Below are 15790 nucleotides of genomic sequence, written 5' to 3'. Positions count from 1 at the left end.
TCATCGCACCACGGAGGAACACATGCACTCGATCGACCCGCGTACGGCGCAGCCCTTCGGCGCCTCCTGGCCCGACACCACCGCCGATGAGCTCGACGCCATCTGCGCGGCGGCCGCCAAGGCGGCCACCTCCATGCGCCGCAAGACGACGCGGGAGCGCGCCGACATGCTGGAGCACATGGCCGCCGCGCTGGAGGAACGCCGCTCCGATCTGGTGGCGCTCGCCGACGCCGAAACGGCCCTCGGCGAGCCGCGGCTCAACGGCGAGCTCACCCGGACCGCCTTCCAGCTGCGCTTCCTCGCCGAAGCGATCCTCTCCGGCGACCACCACCGCGCGACGATCAGCCCGCCGACCGACAGCCCGATGGGGCCGCTGCCCGACCTGCGCCGCTCGGTCGTACCGCTCGGCCCCATCGCGGTGTTCGCGGCCAGCAACTTCCCCTTCGCGTTCAGCGTCCCGGGCGGTGACACGGCCGCGGCGATCGCCGCCGGATGCCCGGTGGTGGTGAAGGTCCACCCGTCCCACCCGGCGCTCTCCGCGGCGGTCGCCTCGGCGCTCACCGACGCCCTCGACAGGGCGGGCGCTCCCGCCGGGACGTTCGCCGCCGTCAGCGGAGTCGAAACGGGCGCGCGGCTCGTCCAGCACCGGGCGATCGCCGCCGTCGCCTTCACCGGTTCCCTGCAAGGCGGGCGGGCCTTGTTCGACCTCGCCTGCGCGCGTCCCGACCCCATCCCCTTCTACGGCGAGCTGGGCAGCCTCAACCCCGTCGTCGTCACCCCGGCCGCCGCACGTGCCCGGGGCGCGGGCATCGGCGCCGACTGGGTCGCGTCCGTGACGCTGGGCGGCGGCCAGTTCTGCACCAAGCCGGGCCTGCTCCTGGTGCCGGCGGACGGCGCCGCCCCCGTCATCGAGGCGATTGGTACGGCGGTCGGCTCCAGCCCCGCCGCCGTCCTGCTGAACGAGCCGACACACCGGCGTTTCGGTTCCGGTGTGGAGCGGCTCACCGAACACACCACCCTCGTCGCCTCCTCCGCGGCGGACGCCTCGACCGGCTTCAGCGCGTCCCCCGTGGTCGTCCGCACCACCGTCGCCGCCGCTCTGCAGGCCCCGGGCGTTCTCGACGAGATCTTCGGGCCCGTCGGCATCGTGCTCGAATACGCCACCCTCGCCGAGGTGGACGAACTGCTCGACCACCTCGGCGGCACGCTGACGGCCACGATCCAGGGCGAGGACCGGGATCCCGACGCCCCGGCTCTGGTGGAGCTCGCCGCCGGTGTCGCCGGCCGCGTCATCTGGAACGGCTACCCGACAGGCGTCGCGGTCTCCCCCTCCATGCAGCACGGCGGTCCCTGGCCCGCCTCCACCGCCCCCCGCGACACCTCTGTCGGCACCGCGTCGATCGAACGATTCGTCCGACCCGTCAGCTACCAGAACCTGCCGGAGCCTCTGCTACCGCCCGAACTCCGCACCCCGTAGCGACACCGATATCCGCGCGCTGGGCCCCCAAAGGCGAGCCCATCGACGGACGTATCCATGCCGGGCACATCCAGGGCCTTGTCCGCACCGACGATTCGCTGTGGTCGAGCCCCGACCGAATCGAATCCTCGGTGCTCATCCGCCGAACGGTAGAACATGACCATCAGCGGAGATCTCGGGCGGGCGAGGTAATAGCATGCCGATCATCGAGCTTGGTGACCGGGGAGGCTGATCATGACGCGTCCGCCTCCACCTCCCGGGGGTCGCCCGCGGGCGATCGCGGCGTTGCTGCTGTCCGCGTTCTTCTTCCTGCTGATCGGGTGCGGGGCGGTGATGGTGTTCATCGGTGTCCATGACCTTTATGTGGCCGGCCGGCCGATCAAGTGCGGCGGCAAGGTCATGGACCCGGACGGCCCGTACATGTGCTTCACCGGTCACGGTCCCCGTGACTACGGCGACCTCGTGCGGGAGAGACGCGCCGGACAGGATCGGGCGCCGTACATGCTCGCGTTCGGGGCCCTGACCGTGGCCATCGGTGTGCCCGGCTTCAAGCGCGCTCTCCGTTATGTGGGGCGCGTCCAGCGTTGGGCGATCACAGGTGAGTGGACCGAGTAACACTAGGGCGAGGGGCGGGTTCGGCGCCAGTAGGAGCGGGCGGTGACGGTCAGCGCGATCCCGTACACGGCGAAGGCGACCATGCCGATGCAGCCGACCAGCAGCGCGTCACCCGTGGTGTGGAAGTCCCCGCGTGGCACTGTGACGATGCCGGCCGTGGCCAGAGTGAGGTAACCGATCCCGACCACCCCGTACGGGGCGAGAGTGGCGGCGCCGAGCAGGGCCGGGGTCAGAGGGAGCCAGCGCGGAACACGGCGGCCGTGCAGCAGCGGCACCCAGCGCGGGAAGACCTGGCCCCATGGGCGGACCAGCCCCCAAAGCAGGAGGACGCCGAGCGCGGCCAACAGCGCGGTGCCGTCGAGTCCCCACGACTCCAAGGTGAGCCAGAGGCCCGAGGCGCCGTTGCGCTCGGAGATCGCGATGATCTCCTCTCCGGTCGTCCCGGCGAAGGTACCGCCGGACGCCCAGATCAGCTTCATCACCGCGTAGGGGAGGAACGCCGCCGTCCCGGCGCAGGCGGCGAGGTGGGTCGTGCGGGAGGCGGCTGAAGGCACCGGGACGGAGACCGCGGCGGGCGGGGCGAGTTCGGAGGCGGTGGCCGGACGGCGGTCGGAGCGGGCCGTGGCCGCCAGCAGGAGCGCCCCGATGGCGGCAAGGCCGTGGTTCGCGGCGGCCACCGCGCTGTCCACTCCCTGGCCGAACACCAGCGTGATGGTGTCCATCAGCAGGCCGAACGCGGCTGTCACGGCCAGCCCGCAGACCGCCCACAGCCACACGCGGAGCGTTGGCCGTAGCCCGTACCGCCCCGCTGCGGCACAAGCCGGCAGCGCGAGAGAGCCCACCGCTACGACCGCCCAGCCCAGCGCGGGAGGCGCCGGGGTGTCGCCGCGGTAGAGCAGCGGGGTCCGGCTGAGGGCACACGCCAACCCGAAGGCGGCGTACACCACGGCCCAGGCCATCGCTGCCGGGCCCACCCATCGAGGCCATCGCCGCCACCATGTCAGCCGGGACGCCCTCATCCCGTGTCTCGAACCCGTCATGCGGTTGAACATCGCACCGACCGCGGCGGCGATGCCTCGCCCGGCAGGGCGAGGCCGTTCCCTCTAGCGGGTGAGGTGTCGTTTCCGCAGGACGGTTCGTTCGGGGTTGTGGTGGTGGTCGGCGGACGGGAGGATCCTGCCCTGTGGCCGCGAGGAAAGGGCAGCAGTGGGGAACATCGGGTGGCTTGGCCAGACCGTCCTGATCGGGGCGGGGACCCTGGCCGCGGCCGGTGCCGTGACGGCGCTGCTGCTGGTTTCGGCTGATTCGTCCGGGCCGACGGAGGCGGTGGCCGAGCGCAAGGCAGGGGCACGGGTGCTGCCGCGCAACAGCCCCGCACAGCTTGCCCTGGTTCGCGCCTGCATGGTCGGCGACCCTCTCGTCCAGGCACCGGTCGACGGCGATCCGGTGAACCCTCAGCGGGTGTCGGGGCCGGGGACGGCCGTTTCCGACTTCCGGGTTCTGGCCGAGTCCGCTCGCGACGCCCGTGGTCGGACGGTCTGGCTCGGCAGCGGCACGGCGCACCGGCTGTGCGCGCTCGACCGGTCCGGCAAGCCGTCGCGGAACGACCGAGCTCCCAACCAGTCCGCCGGTGTCTGGGGCGTTCCCTTGACGATGGCCCCCGACCGCGTGATCTACGACCACACGGGCAGCGGTGATCTGCGCTTCGACGATCCCGCCTCCGGGAGGGGCTGGGAGCTGCACATCGCCGGACGGGTCGCGCCGGGTGGCACGCGCATCACCTTCACGGGTTCGGACGGCCGCTCGGTGCAGGCTCCGGTGACCGATCGCTTCTTCGTGCTCAGGAGAAGCGGTGACGGCACCGACGTCCCCACACCCGGTGGTGGGGTGGTCGATGTGACCGTCAAGGTCTACGACGGCGACCGGGTCGTGAAGGAGTACTCCACCCAGGTCGACGCGGCCATCATGGGGTAGCGCGGCCGGCGGCCGTCCGGACCGGCGGCGTCAGGCGGGAGCGCCGAGCGGCGGGTGCTCGAGCACGCGGGGCTTGTACTCGACCAGCTGGATGCGGCCGTCGAAGGTGCGGTGATCGGTCATCTCGAGGGCGACGTCCGGATAGCCGTCGTAGATGCGCTCCTCGCCCGTCGCCCCGGTGATCACCGGGAACATCACGACCCGGAAGCGGTCGACGAGTCCGGCTCGCAGCAGGGAGCGGGACAGGCTGAGGCTGCCGATCGTGCTGAGGAGCCCCGAGCCGCTCGACTTCATGGCGCGGACCGCCTCGACGGCGTCGTCGCGGACGAGGGTGGAGTTGGCCCACGCCAGCGGCTCCTCGAGCGAAGAGGAGAACACCACCTTGGAAGCCCGCGTGAGCTCGCCGACGCTCTCCTCTTCCTCGGGCCTGAACTCGTCCTGGCCGGCCGGGACCTCACCTGCGGCGAAGCCCGACATCAGGCGGTAGGTGTTCGCTCCCATCAGGTACGTGACCTCGGGCTGCTCTCCGAGCCACGCGAGGTACTCCGGGCCCTCGAGCCCCCAGAACCCGGGCCATCCCTCTCCCGACGCGTAGCCGTCGAGGGACGTGATGAAGTCGACGAGAAGCTCCGACATGGCGGTGTCCTTTCCTTGGGCGTCACGAGCTTGGACCAGCCGGGAGCCGCGAACTCATCGGTGCCTCAGCCGACGGTGTTCTTGTGATCGTCCCAGGACCTCTGCGGCGGTGCGCCCGCCGGCTCGAGGGCGCCCCGGCCGGTCAGCCGGTGAAGGACTCGGGACCGAAGCGGCCCCAGGCGATGAACGCCGCGAGTACGAGGTAGATCAGGTTCAGTGCGGCGAACTGGAACTCGCTGCGGCGGCCGTGCACGATCGCCGCGCCGACCATCAGCAGGACCCAGCACAGGGCGGTCACCGGCACCAGAACAGGTGCGACGTCGACCACGGCCGGCAGGATCAGGCCCGCTGCGGCCAGGATCTCCAGGACGCCGAGCGCCTTGACGGAACCGGCGCCGACGTCCTGGGTCCATGCCCCACCGGGGGATGCGGCCAGCTTCTCCCGTGGCGTGGACGCCTTGATGACGCCGCCGGCCAGGGCCACCACGGCCAGGAGTCCGGCGCCGATCCATAGTGCGAGGTTCATGAGGGACATCTCCAATAGTGATCTTGAGCGCGCCGAGGCATCGCTCGTGGTTGCGTGCTGCCGCCCGCGGGCCGCTCCATTGGTCGCGGGTGGCCAGTGGGAAAAGGTGGTTCAGGCGCCGTCGGCCGGGCCTGGACCGGCCTGCACCAGGTCGCCGAGGTTGCCGACCCGGCCGAAGTGCCGCAGCTTGTCGGGGTTGACGACGGAGTGGATCTCCTGGACGTGCCCGTCGGCGACCTCCAGCCCGATCACTGCGACCAGCAGGTCGTGCGAGTCGAACACCTGAGCGCCCGGCTGGCCGTTGACCTTGGTGAGGTGGAAGCGCACGCCGCCCGCCCGCCGGAGCAGGGGCGCCGTCGCCGCCAGGACGCGCGCCACCGGCCGCCGCCCGTTGAGCGGCCGCCCGAGCGCGGGCACTCGGCCTCCGCCGTCTCCGTGCATGGCCACGTCCTGCGCCAGCAGCTCTTCGAGCGCCCGCAGGTCGCCCTCCTCGACGGCGGCGAAGAAGCGTCCGGCCAGTCGCCGCTGCTGCCGCCGGGTGGCGTGGTAGCGCGGTCGGCGCCGCCGGAGGTGTTCGCGGGCCCGCGCGACCAGGTGCCGCGTGGTGTCCACGTCCGTGCCGACGATCTCGGCGACCTCCGGATACGGGTACTGGAACACCTCGCGCAGCAGGAACGCGGCCCGCTGCCGCGGGGTCAGGCTCTCCAGCAGCACCAGGACGGCGAGCGACAGCGAGTCGGCGGTCTCGGCGTGCTCGCCGGGCGACGGATCGCCGGCCAGCGGTTCCGGCAGCCACTCGCCGACATACGCCTCCCGCCGCACCCTGGCCGAGCGAAGCTGGTCGATGGCGAGCCGGGTGACCAGGGTGGCGATGTAGGCCCGCGGCGAGGCGATCGCTTCGCCTCCCCGCCGGGTCTGGTGCAGCCGCAGGAACGCCTCCTGGACCACGTCCTCGGCTTCACTGACGCTGCCGAGCATCTGGTAGGCGATGGCGAAGGCCCGCGGCCGCAGTTCGCCGTACAACTGCGAGGTGGACATGCCGGTCAGCTCAATCCGTCGGTGAAACCGGTGCGCCAGCTCGGGAACCGGGGCTCCCAGTCCAGCTCGCGCTTGGTCTTCCCGGTGGAGATACCGCGGGCCCGGGTCATCATGTCCACCGCGCCCGCGCCGGCCAGCGGCCGGACCAGCCAGGCCGGGACGCCGCGCGGCGGTCCGGCGCCGAGCGTCCGGGCGAGGTGGGGCAGCCAGTCGCGCAGCGGCACCGGGTCGTCGTCGGCGACATGGTAGATCCCGGGCCGGCCGCGCTCGACGGCCGCGACCGTGGCGGACGCGGCGTCGGCGATGTGCACCAGCGACCACACCCCGCCGCCGCCCCCGACGATCGGGAACCTCCGCTTGCGGATCTGCCGGGTCATGACCGCGTCCGGCGCGGCGCTGAGAGCGGTCCCGGGACCATAGAAGGCACCGTAACGGAGCACGATGCCATCGGCCCAGGTGATGCCGGTGACGGCGTCCTCCAGGTGGCGCAGCGCGGCCACCGCCGGCGCGGCGTCCGCAGGCGGATGCGGCTCGATCCGGCCGCTCTCGTCGGCGACGGGCCCGCCGGTGCGTTCCATCCACATGGCGTTGCTCTGCGCCACGAACGTCCGGACACCGACCGCGCGCGCGGCGGACAGCAGGTGGTCGGTGCCCTCGGTGCGGAGCCGGTTGGTGGCGGCCGCCATCCGCTTCACATTCCGCATGCTGGTCTCGCCGCCCAGCGCGGTGAGCTGGTGGACGATCACCTCGGGCTCGGCCTTGGCCACCATGTCGGCCACCGCGTCGGGGTCGAGCGCGTCCACGACGACCGGCTCGGCGCCCAGCGCGCGCAGCATGCCGGTCTTGGCCGGTGAGCGGGTCGTGCCGACGACCTCGTGCCCGCCCTCCACGAGCTGGGATACGAGCCTGCCGCCGATCGCGCCGGACGCTCCGGCGATGAGAATTTTCATGACGTCTCCGTTCGTCGCTCACCAACAAGGACGAAACGGTTCCGCCGAACATGAACGGCAGTAACCCAGATCACACGGCCCAGGTCGCCTGGAGGACGGCCGAGGCAGGACCCGGGTCAGCGGACGCGGGCGACCCCGCCGAGGTAGGTGGCCCTGGTGAAGTCGAAGGAGCCCGTGGCGCCGGGCTTCCAGTCCTCGACGGGAGCCAGGCCGGGAGGCAGCAGCTCGGCCCCCGCGAACAGCGAAGTGATCTGTGCGCGGCTGCGCAGGGTGAAGTTCCCCGCCGAGGTGCGGCTGTAGACGCCGTCGACCTCCGCCAGCTCGTCGTCGTGTCCCTCCCCCGGGAAGACGTGCGAGATGACCAGGTGGCTGCCGGACGGCAGGCTCTCGCACAACCGGCCGACGATCCGCTGGGCCTCCGCGTCGTCGGAGATGAACTGCAGGATCGCGCACAGGATCAGGACGACGGGCTGGCCGAAGTCGATCCGGGCGCGCAGCGCGGGGTCGGCGAGCAGAGCGTCCGGGTCGCGCAGGTCGCCCTCCAGAACCAGGGTCTGCGGGTTGTCGGCGAGCAGCGCCCGCGCGTGGACGAGCACGATCGGGTCGTTGTCGACGTAGACGACCTGAGCGTCGGGAGCGCTGCGCAGGACGACCTGGTGGACGTTCTCCTGGGTGGGCAGCCCGGTGCCGATGTCGAGGTACTGCCGCATGCCGAGGCCGGTCATCATCTCCATGGCGCGGCCGAGGAAGCCGCGGTTCGCGCGGGCGGCCAGCCGGACGTCGTTGCCGACCTCCCGGCTGATGGCGATGACCTTGTCCGCCGCCTCCCGGTCGGCGAGGAAGTTGTCCTTGCCGCCCAGGTAGTAGTCGTACATCCGTGCCACGCTCGGAACACTCGGGTCGATCCCCGAAGGCACCTGCTCGTCAGTACTCACACGCCCACCTTTTCAGTCCAAGGAAAGCGAACCACATACGGACGCTCCAGCCGGTTCTTTTGTAACCGGAAATATGCGTCGTGCCCGCGCGCGGACGTCGCCGGGCGGCCCTCATGAGGGCAGATGCGCCGGGTGCACCGGAGGGCCAGTTGGCGATGTGACAAGAATCACCTGGCTTCACGGTGAACCCTCGGGCACCAGCGGTCTCGGCACGGACACCCGAGGCGAGGTCAGTCCAGTTCGGGCCAGTGCGCGGTGCCGTGCACCGGGAGGACGCCCTCCACGCGGCAGCCCATGGCATCGATCGCGGCGAGCAAGGCGGTGCGTACGCGGGCGTCCGCACCTGGCGGGTAGGCCACCCGGATCTGATGCCCATAGGCCGTCTCGTAGGTCAGCGTCCATTCGCCGTCGGCCGTGGCGAAGTGATCCTGCCTCGCGCCGTCCGCGCCCAGGAAACCGCCCCGGGCGCTGGTCGGTGCCAGGCTGCGGCGCAGGACGCGGAGTCGTTCCTCGTAGGGCGGTGCGCCTGCTGCCTCGTCCAGTCGCAGGTACACGTGGACGTCCCTGCGATAGGGGTCGAACCAGGGGCCGTCGACGTCCGGACCGTCTTCCCTCTTCTTCGCCACCACGGTGCCGACGAGCCCGGTGAGGACGGCCGCCACACCGCCTTCGAGGTATTCGAACTCGTCGTCGCGCGTCCAGTAGACGGTCTTCCAGCGGTCCGGAGAGCCTGCGGGCTCGGTCAGCCAGCACAGCGTCCCGCCGATCGAGTCCGATCCCCACAGCACCAGTCCTCCGGGCTCGGGGTGGACGGGATGCGGGCACTCGCCGACGGTCTCCTGGAGCATGAAGCGCAGGTCCTCCAGCCGACCGGGGTTCTCTTCGAGCATCTGCTCCGGGGTGTGGCAGGAGAACTCGTCGCAGAACGTGCCGCGCCCGTACAGCCGGGCGATCTCGGTGAACTCGCGGGGCAGGGCCAGCCCGAGCCCATCCTCCACCTGCGTCCAGTCGGCATCGGCGTCCACCGGCGCCGCGGGCGGCGGGACGAGCGCCAGCAGCCGTTCGAGGTCCGTCATGATCGCAGACACTAACGGCGGCACCCGGCGGCCGGGGCAGACGGACCATCAGGGTCAGCCGGGCTCGTACTGCAGCCTGAGGGGCACTGCCACCGGTGCGGTGACGGTGAAGACGCAGGTGGTCTGCCATGGCTCGCACGGCACCTTGCTGCCCCAGGAAAGGGTCTTGCCGTTCCCAGGCAGGGTGACCTCGACCGTGGCCCCGTGGGGGACGTTGTAGATGCATTGGGTGATCCCTTTGCAGCGCGGTGCGGGCGCACCGGCCACCGTGACGCCTACGCCGTAGTCGGCCACCAGCGGGTCGGACCCGTACTTGATGAGGACCCCCACCGGGTGTTCGGCCGGCGGCTCGGGCTTCACGGACGGACCGGTGACGCCGGGTCCTTCCGGCTCGTCGCCCGGCTTGCCTTCATCCGCGCCGTCGTCTGCCCCGCCGGGGCGCCCCTGCCGGGCGCGGTGCCCGCCGTCCCGTCCACCGGCTTCCTTACCGCCGGGGGTGCTGCCCATGGTGGTCCTCTGGCCGCCGTCGCCTTCCCGCCGGGGAGCGCCGCCGCCCTTGGCGCCGCTGGGGCGCCTATTCCCGGCTCTCGGGGAAGGGGCGTCCGCTCGTCCGGGACCATCCGACATGACTGATGGCTTGGCGCCGGACGGTTCCTTGACCAGCGTGCCGGTCTCGGCTCGGCGGGACGCCCCGCCGAGCGCCAGCACACCGCCCAGCAACGCGCCCACGAGGAGCACCGCCACGACGGGACCCCACTTCGCGCGCTCCCGCCCCGGCCCGGATGATGGGCCCCGGCCGCCTCCTTGGCCGAAGCCACCGGTGTCGAGGGTCTGGGTGTGGGCCACCAGTTCGATCCGCTCCATCACCTCGCGCTGGAGGGCCGGCGCGAACAGGAACGGGACCAGTCCGGGCGTCCACGAGAAGACGCATTCTCTGCACTGCCGCCGGCATTCGTCGCAGCCGAGGAAATGCGGCGCCGCCTTCCGCCGAAGGGCAGGCGGAGGGATCCTCCCGCGGAAATCGGCGATGCCGTCGATCTTCTTGAAGGCGTCGCATCCCTTTCCGGCCCGGATCAGCATGGTGATGCCCAGTGCTTCGAGCAGGCTCTTGCGATGCTTGTGGAGTCGCCGGGACGCCGTGGGCGTGGGGATGCCCAGCTCCCGCGCGATCTCTGCGGCCGTCAGGTTCCGCCTGATCGCCAGGTCGTAGGTGCGCTGCTCCGACGGGGGCAGTGTCCGCACCAGTTCATCGAGCAGGCGCTTGAGGTCTTCCCTGCGGGCGGTGAACCCGACGTCCGGCTCGGGCTGACTCAAGCTGTCGCGCGCGTGGTCGTGCTCGAGGTGCTCCCCGAACTCCGCGGTCGGGCGTTCCCGGCAGTGCTGGGCGGCCTTCTTGTAGCACGCGATGACCTTCCGGTGGGCGATCTGCCGCAGGAAGCTCACGGCGGCACGGGGTTCTTTGAGGGTGTACAGCGAGGTGTAGGCGTCGAAGAGCGTGTCCGCGGCCGCTTGCTGGGCGGCGTCGGGATCCGAGTCGAGCCTGGCCGCGCAGAAGCTCAGCACGGCCGGCCCGAACCGGTCCACGATCGCCTCGAACGCCCGGTCCCGCTCTCGCTTCGATCGTCCCCGGGTGGCCTGGTACGCGACGACCAGGTCCCGGTCGCGACGCCACCCCTCCTCGCGCGACTGGTCGTCGTCCGCCCGCGTCAGTCCGCTCATGCCACCGCCCCGTGCCCGGTCCGCCCGTGCCCGCACTCTGACACATCGCGCATGTGCTGCGACACAGGGTGACCGATTCCGGCATCGTTGCCGTCCTGGCGAGCCACATGGGCCGGACGCCTCGCGTGGGCAACCGCCGGCCGTCCATGACGGGCTCCTGCCTCCAGTTCCACAGCTCCCCCTTTCACCGACCGGCCCCAACGCCGGCTCCACAGGACAAGGGCGGGTCCGCCCGCGCGGGCGCGGGCGGACCCGACGAGATCACCGGACCGCGCGGAGACGAGTGCGGCCGGTGCGGGTGAGGTGGGTCAGTGGTGCGACTGGAGGATCGCGACCAGGGTGAAGAAGATGATCAGGCAGATGACGATCTCGCCGACGCCGGGGTAGCCGTTCTCCTCCCAGTGGCGCCGCAGGTCGTCGGAGCGCTGCCGGCTGCGCCGCTGCCGGTCGTAGTCGTCCATGCTCCTGCGCACCCGGTCGAGGTGGCGGTCCAGGTCACTGCTCATGTCCGTGCCAGGCCTTCCTGTGTCTCGTTTGACCGAACCGGTCCCCCGGGCCGGGAGAGCCGGTCGCCGTACAAGTGGTGGACCCGAGCCCGGATCTCCCCCTCCCCGCGCGAAAAAAATGGCCGGACGGACGATCAGGGCGGGTGGTTGACGCGGTGACCGTTTCCGGTACCCACTGCCACCGACAGAACGAGCGAAGTGTCCTATATGTAACGACTTCGACCTTTCCCGATCGGGGGAATGATGCGGGATTCATGCGTCACGTCCATCTCCAAGCTCCGCCACCTCATGGCCGTGCCGGCGTTAGCACTGGCACTCCTGTTCGTGGGAGCGGCACCTCAGGCGCAAGCCGCACAGCCGCAGCCCTGGCAGGTGGTGAAGACCTCCGACTTCGCCCAGTACGACACGATGTCGGCGGTCACGGCCGCCGGCCCGCGCAACGCCTGGGCGTTCGCCGGCAACGACCTGCACGACCAGGTCATGGCACAGCACTGGAACGGCAGGACCTGGCGGGACGCGGCAGTGCCCGCCGGGCTTCCCGGAGACGTGCGGGAAGCCAGTGCCACCTCCGCGTCCAACGTCTGGGCGGTCGGCGACAGCGACAGCGCTTCCAGGGGCTCGTACGCGCTGCGCTGGAACGGCCGCGCATGGGTGGTCGCGCACCGATGGGACACCGGCGTCGTCAGCGGCGTGACCGCGGTGGGCCGCGACAAGGCATGGGTCTTCAGCGACAACCGCCGCGACGCCGGCGTGGGCACCTGGTACTTCAACGGCCGCCGGTGGACCGAGGTGCGGTTGCCGTACAGCCTCGAGCGGGCCGGCGCTGTGTCACCCCGCGACATCTGGGCCATCGGCAACGACTCCTCGAACAGCTTCAAGGTGGTCGCGCATTACGACGGCACGGCCTGGACCCGGGTACCGACCGGCGACGCGTTGCCCGACGACATCTGGGGCGGCGAGGGGGAGCCCTCCCAGCAGGTCTTCCTGACGGACGTGGTCGCGGTGTCGGCCACGGAGGTCTGGGTGACGGGGACGGTGTGGCGCAGCGACGACCTCGGTGCGACGCCCCTTCCGGTGGTCGCGCGCTGGGACGGCGAGCGCTGGCAGAAGGTGGACGCGCCGGGGAACTGGCAGCCGCGGGTCGCCGCGTCCGACGGCCGCGGCGGGCTGTGGATCTCCGGAGACGGCGCCCCCCGGGAGTCGGGCCGCGACACGCCCGTGCTGATGCACCGCTCGTCCGACGGCACGTGGACGAGCTCGGCCGTCCAGGCCGGGGACCGTACCGCCTACGTCGACGGCCTGGCCCTGGTTCCGCGGACCACCACCCTGTGGGGCGTGGGCCAGCTACGACCCGCTGACGAGTCCTCGTCCGACGGAGCGATCTTCCGTCAGGGGTAAGCACCGCCGACCCTAGTGAATCGCGTCTGGGCGATCTCCCCCGGGAGGTCGCCCACGCCACATCCCCACGGCCTCTGCCGCCTTTGGCATCGGTTCACTGGCAATTCGATGGCGAGTGAGCAGAGGTATACGTATCGCGCTCGGGGTCGTACCGCGGATTCGAGTATCTTCAGGATCCACAGGAATGTGACCTGCGGCGCGTCCACACTTGGGGAGAATCGTGACCACGACGGTGACCGACGAGCAGATTCAGGCGCTGGCTTCGACCGCTAAAGCGTTCAGCCTGGCGATCCTTCAATGGACCCCGGAGCGGACCATGGACGGCGCGGACGCCATAGAGCTCGAGCACCAGCGGCGCATGGTGTCGCTGCGCGCCGACGGGGTGATCGCCATTCTCTGCCCGGTCGCCTCCGACACCGTGGCGGGCATCGCGATCATGACCGTGCCGGCCGAGGAGGCCGCCGAGATCATGGCGGAAGACCCCTGCGTCCGAGCCGGGATGATGCGCTGCGATGTCCATCCCTGCCACGGCTTCCCCGGAGACGCCCTGCCCGCCTGAACACCGCCGCGCGGCATTCGCGCCCTACGGGGCCACTCTGGCGAGGTAAAGGTGCTCGTCTTCGCCGGTGTAGGCGATCCAGTACCTGTCCCAGAACCTGGTGGAGAGCGTGCGCTTGGTGGCACGGTCGAAGACCGGGATGTACGGCGGCGGGTCCACCCAGCTCCCTCCCTGGCAGTACATGACGTTCAGTTCGCCCTCGCCTTCCCCGGTCCACGCCATGTACAGCCGGTTGGGCGCGGGCCGCCACGCGAGGTCCGGCTCGTATTCGCTGGGTGAAGAGCTCTCTGACCCACCAGCACAGCGCGGGCGCGTGCCGCGTCGTGTTGCCGAGCACCACGAGATCGTCGACGACCTCCATGCCCTCGTTGAAGAAATTGCCGATGATCGTCGGCGGGCCGGATCCGTCCGGCCCCACCGTCGCCGCGATGCGGTCCTTCTGCCCGAGGGCCATTCCGGCGCCCACGGTGCCCGAGAAGATGATCTTTCTTTCGGTGTCGAACCAGACCCGGCCGTCCGGGTTCTGCCGGATGGGCATGACGTTCGGATAGCCGTTGCCCATGGATGACCAGCCTCGGCCATGCCGGGAGCAGCGGCCTGCGGTGGCTGTTAATGCAAAAATTTTCGTGTTAACTTGTGGCGGGTCTCACAGAGAGGGGCGCCGTATGGACGCGAAGCCGCGCGCGACCGGGGCCGTACGGCCCGGCGGCCGGACGGCGCGCACGCGTGCGGCGGTGCTGGCCGCGGCACGGGACGAGCTGGAAGCCGCCGGGTACGCCGGGCTCACCCTGGAGCAGGTGGCCGAGCGTTCGGGCGTGCATCTGGCCACGCTGTACCGGCGCTGGCGGACCGTCGAGGGCCTCGTCGTCGACCTGCTGGGCGAACTGGGCAAGAGCGAGATCCCGATACCGGACACCGGTTCGCTGCGGGACGACCTCCGGGCGCTCGCGCTGGAGATCGCCGCCCTCTACCGGCAGCCCAGGGCCCGGGCGCTCGTCGAGGGCGTCGTGGCCGCCGCCGTCCGGTCCCCCGAGGCGTCCACCGCCTGGGCGACGGTGATCGCCGAGCGCAACCGCCTCGCGTCCCGGATCGTCGAGCGGGCCGTGGAGCGAGGCGAGCTGCCGCCCGGCACCGACGGCATCGCGGTCATCAGCGCCGTCGGCGCGCCCATCTACTACCGCCTGCTCGTCGCCCGCGGGCCGGTGGACGACGAGATCGCCGAGAGCGCCGCAGCGGCCGCGCACGTCGCCGCCCTCAGCGGTGTCTTCACCCCGGGCTTCACCCCCGGCCCCCCATAAGCGGCATCCCGCGCCGCACCAGCGAAAGGACCCGCACATGCGCCAGGACATCGAGTTCGTCTCGGCCGGGACGACCCTCCGCGGATGGTTCTACACCCCCGACGGCGGCTCCGGCCCGCACCCGGCCGTGGTCGTCACCCACGGGCTCGGGGCGGTCAAGGAGCAGTACACCGACGACATCGCCGAAGCACTCGCCGCGGCCGGGCTGGCGGTCGTCCTTTACGACCACGCCTCGTTCGGCGCGAGCGACGGCGAGCCCCGCCAGGAGGTCGACCCCTGGACGCAGATCCAGGGGTACCGGGACGCCATCACCTTCCTGTGCACGCGTCCCGAGGTGGACGCCGAGCGCATCGGGGTGTTCGGGTCGAGCTTCTCGGGCGGGCACGTGCTCGTCGTCGGGGCCGTCGACCGGCGGGTCAAGGCGGTCTACTCGCAGGTGCCGGTGATCAGCGGCGGGACGACCCTGTCGCGGTTCATCCCCAGCGAGGCGCTCGCCGAGGTGCGCAGGAGCTTCGACGCTGACCGGATCGCCCGGTTCAACGGCGAGGCGCCGGCGATGATCCCCCTCGTCACCGCGACACCCGGGGAGCCCGCCGCGATGGCCGACCGGGAGACCTACGAGTGGTACCAGACGATCGAGCCGGAGCGCCTGGCGACGTGGCGGAACGAGGTCACGCTCCGGTCGGTGGAGGCGATCGCCGGCTACGAGCCGGGCGACTACATCGCCCGCATCTCCCCCACGCCGCTCATGCTCGTCGTCGCCCAGCACGACATCCTCACGCACAGCGACCTGGCCTTCGCCGCCTACGAACGGGCCCTGCACCCCAAGCAGCTCGTCACCCTGCCCGGCGGCCACTTCGCGGTCTACAACGAGGAGTTCAAGAACACGCTCACCCTCATGACCGAGTTCTTCCTCCAGCATCTCGGTCCCCGGAGGGCCGCCTGACCGGCGATCCGGCAGGCGGCCGAGCAGCCTGGACCACGGGGGCTAGCCCCAATGCCGGGAAGTTAAGGTGACGCCGGAGGTGTCAAGGGTTCTCGGCTGGTGGCCGGACATGAGAACGGAGATCCAGTAGAACGGGT

The 15790-nt window shown here is 71.1% G+C and carries 18 protein-coding genes; 8 read left to right on the top strand and 10 right to left on the bottom strand.

Annotated elements, in window-relative coordinates; genetic code table 11:
- Nucleotides 1–22: 22 nt before the first annotated feature.
- Together CHF16_RS31005 and CHF16_RS31000 are read left to right on the top strand one after the other, a co-directional pair.
- Nucleotides 23–1477: an aldehyde dehydrogenase (NADP(+)) gene (locus tag CHF16_RS31005; protein ID WP_089329711.1), complete on the top strand. Its 1455-nt coding sequence runs from the start codon at nucleotides 23–25 to the stop codon at nucleotides 1475–1477.
- Between the two features lie 285 nt (nucleotides 1478–1762).
- Nucleotides 1763–2092 (top strand): hypothetical protein, encoded by a 330-nt coding sequence (locus CHF16_RS31000; RefSeq protein ID WP_089329710.1) that lies wholly within the window; start codon nucleotides 1763–1765, stop codon nucleotides 2090–2092.
- A gap of 2 nt (nucleotides 2093–2094) precedes the next feature.
- Here CHF16_RS31000 and CHF16_RS41030 read toward each other — a convergent pair whose 3' ends face one another.
- A complete protein-coding gene (locus tag CHF16_RS41030; RefSeq protein WP_218826926.1) occupies nucleotides 2095–3066 on the bottom strand; it encodes a hypothetical protein in 972 nt (323 codons plus the stop codon).
- 232 nt (nucleotides 3067–3298) lie between these two features.
- On the opposite strand from CHF16_RS41030, the gene CHF16_RS30990 reads away from it, so the two are divergent.
- Entirely contained in the window at nucleotides 3299–4066 is a 768-nt protein-coding gene (locus CHF16_RS30990; RefSeq protein ID WP_089329709.1) for a hypothetical protein, read from the top strand.
- 30 nt (nucleotides 4067–4096) lie between these two features.
- Here the strand turns inward: CHF16_RS30990 and CHF16_RS30985 are convergent, their stop codons facing one another.
- The 8 genes from CHF16_RS30985 to CHF16_RS30950 form a co-directional block, all read right to left on the bottom strand.
- The gene (locus CHF16_RS30985; RefSeq protein WP_089329708.1) at nucleotides 4097–4702 is read right to left on the bottom strand and encodes a dihydrofolate reductase family protein; all 606 of its coding nucleotides are present in this window, start codon (nucleotides 4700–4702) and stop codon (nucleotides 4097–4099) included.
- A gap of 142 nt (nucleotides 4703–4844) precedes the next feature.
- On the bottom strand, nucleotides 4845–5228 hold the full coding sequence (locus CHF16_RS30980) for a DoxX family protein (protein WP_089329707.1): 384 nt from the start codon (nucleotides 5226–5228) through the stop codon (nucleotides 4845–4847).
- A 111-nt stretch (nucleotides 5229–5339) separates the two neighbouring features.
- Entirely contained in the window at nucleotides 5340–6266 is a 927-nt protein-coding gene (sigJ, locus tag CHF16_RS30975; RefSeq protein WP_089329706.1) for an RNA polymerase sigma factor SigJ, read from the bottom strand.
- Between the two features lie 5 nt (nucleotides 6267–6271).
- The gene (locus tag CHF16_RS30970; protein WP_089329705.1) at nucleotides 6272–7216 is read right to left on the bottom strand and encodes an NAD-dependent epimerase/dehydratase family protein; all 945 of its coding nucleotides are present in this window, start codon (nucleotides 7214–7216) and stop codon (nucleotides 6272–6274) included.
- 116 nt (nucleotides 7217–7332) lie between these two features.
- A complete protein-coding gene (locus CHF16_RS30965; protein WP_281259419.1) occupies nucleotides 7333–8133 on the bottom strand; it encodes an SAM-dependent methyltransferase in 801 nt (266 codons plus the stop codon).
- Nucleotides 8134–8381: 248 nt separating this feature from the next.
- On the bottom strand, nucleotides 8382–9227 hold the full coding sequence (locus CHF16_RS30960; protein ID WP_143228181.1) for an SMI1/KNR4 family protein: 846 nt from the start codon (nucleotides 9225–9227) through the stop codon (nucleotides 8382–8384).
- Between the two features lie 54 nt (nucleotides 9228–9281).
- Nucleotides 9282–10946, bottom strand: a complete 1665-nt coding sequence (locus tag CHF16_RS30955) for a sigma-70 family RNA polymerase sigma factor (protein ID WP_089329702.1) — start codon at nucleotides 10944–10946, stop codon at nucleotides 9282–9284.
- Nucleotides 10947–11254: 308 nt separating this feature from the next.
- Nucleotides 11255–11452 (bottom strand): hypothetical protein, encoded by a 198-nt coding sequence (locus CHF16_RS30950; RefSeq protein ID WP_089329701.1) that lies wholly within the window; start codon nucleotides 11450–11452, stop codon nucleotides 11255–11257.
- A gap of 243 nt (nucleotides 11453–11695) precedes the next feature.
- Here CHF16_RS30950 and CHF16_RS30945 point away from each other — a divergent pair, with 243 nt between their 5' ends.
- Both CHF16_RS30945 and CHF16_RS30940 read left to right on the top strand, forming a co-directional pair.
- The gene (locus CHF16_RS30945) at nucleotides 11696–12850 is read left to right on the top strand and encodes a hypothetical protein (RefSeq protein WP_179271781.1); all 1155 of its coding nucleotides are present in this window, start codon (nucleotides 11696–11698) and stop codon (nucleotides 12848–12850) included.
- Nucleotides 12851–13070: 220 nt separating this feature from the next.
- Nucleotides 13071–13409, top strand: a complete 339-nt coding sequence (locus tag CHF16_RS30940; protein ID WP_089329699.1) for a hypothetical protein — start codon at nucleotides 13071–13073, stop codon at nucleotides 13407–13409.
- A gap of 24 nt (nucleotides 13410–13433) precedes the next feature.
- Here the strand turns inward: CHF16_RS30940 and CHF16_RS30935 are convergent, their stop codons facing one another.
- On the bottom strand, nucleotides 13434–13631 hold the full coding sequence (locus tag CHF16_RS30935; protein ID WP_089329698.1) for a hypothetical protein: 198 nt from the start codon (nucleotides 13629–13631) through the stop codon (nucleotides 13434–13436).
- A gap of 161 nt (nucleotides 13632–13792) precedes the next feature.
- Between CHF16_RS30935 and CHF16_RS40550 the strand changes: the two genes are divergently transcribed.
- From CHF16_RS40550 to CHF16_RS30925, 3 genes are all read left to right on the top strand, one after another.
- Nucleotides 13793–13960: a hypothetical protein gene (locus tag CHF16_RS40550; protein ID WP_179271780.1), complete on the top strand. Its 168-nt coding sequence runs from the start codon at nucleotides 13793–13795 to the stop codon at nucleotides 13958–13960.
- A 114-nt stretch (nucleotides 13961–14074) separates the two neighbouring features.
- Entirely contained in the window at nucleotides 14075–14707 is a 633-nt protein-coding gene (locus CHF16_RS30930) for a TetR/AcrR family transcriptional regulator (RefSeq protein ID WP_089329697.1), read from the top strand.
- Between the two features lie 37 nt (nucleotides 14708–14744).
- Nucleotides 14745–15653 (top strand): alpha/beta hydrolase, encoded by a 909-nt coding sequence (locus tag CHF16_RS30925; RefSeq protein ID WP_089329696.1) that lies wholly within the window; start codon nucleotides 14745–14747, stop codon nucleotides 15651–15653.
- Nucleotides 15654–15790 lie beyond the last annotated feature (137 nt).

Origin of the sequence: Actinomadura meyerae, from assembly GCF_900188445.1 — a bacterium.
Lineage (GTDB): Bacteria > Actinomycetota > Actinomycetes > Streptosporangiales > Streptosporangiaceae > Spirillospora > Spirillospora meyerae.
Note: the sequence above shows the minus strand (reverse complement) of the source record. Positions and strands in the feature narration are given on the sequence as shown.

What these genes read in the sequence shown, in the direction of transcription:
- CHF16_RS31005 (WP_089329711.1), top strand. Translation starts at nt 23, where the DNA reads ATGCACTCGATCGACCCGCGTACGGCGCAGCCCTTCGGCGCCTCCTGG.
- CHF16_RS30985 (WP_089329708.1), bottom strand. Translation starts at nt 4,702, where the DNA reads ATGTCGGAGCTTCTCGTCGACTTCATCACGTCCCTCGACGGCTACGCG.
- CHF16_RS30980 (WP_089329707.1), bottom strand. Translation starts at nt 5,228, where the DNA reads ATGAACCTCGCACTATGGATCGGCGCCGGACTCCTGGCCGTGGTGGCC.
- sigJ (WP_089329706.1), bottom strand. Translation starts at nt 6,266, where the DNA reads ATGTCCACCTCGCAGTTGTACGGCGAACTGCGGCCGCGGGCCTTCGCC.
- CHF16_RS30970 (WP_089329705.1), bottom strand. Translation starts at nt 7,216, where the DNA reads ATGAAAATTCTCATCGCCGGAGCGTCCGGCGCGATCGGCGGCAGGCTC.
- CHF16_RS30960 (WP_143228181.1), bottom strand. Translation starts at nt 9,227, where the DNA reads ATGACGGACCTCGAACGGCTGCTGGCGCTCGTCCCGCCGCCCGCGGCG.
- CHF16_RS30955 (WP_089329702.1), bottom strand. Translation starts at nt 10,946, where the DNA reads ATGAGCGGACTGACGCGGGCGGACGACGACCAGTCGCGCGAGGAGGGG.
- CHF16_RS30950 (WP_089329701.1), bottom strand. Translation starts at nt 11,452, where the DNA reads ATGAGCAGTGACCTGGACCGCCACCTCGACCGGGTGCGCAGGAGCATG.
- CHF16_RS30945 (WP_179271781.1), top strand. Translation starts at nt 11,696, where the DNA reads ATGCGGGATTCATGCGTCACGTCCATCTCCAAGCTCCGCCACCTCATG.
- CHF16_RS30935 (WP_089329698.1), bottom strand. Translation starts at nt 13,631, where the DNA reads ATGGCGTGGACCGGGGAAGGCGAGGGCGAACTGAACGTCATGTACTGC.
- CHF16_RS40550 (WP_179271780.1), top strand. Translation starts at nt 13,793, where the DNA reads ATGATCGTCGGCGGGCCGGATCCGTCCGGCCCCACCGTCGCCGCGATG.
- CHF16_RS30930 (WP_089329697.1), top strand. Translation starts at nt 14,075, where the DNA reads ATGGACGCGAAGCCGCGCGCGACCGGGGCCGTACGGCCCGGCGGCCGG.
- CHF16_RS30925 (WP_089329696.1), top strand. Translation starts at nt 14,745, where the DNA reads ATGCGCCAGGACATCGAGTTCGTCTCGGCCGGGACGACCCTCCGCGGA.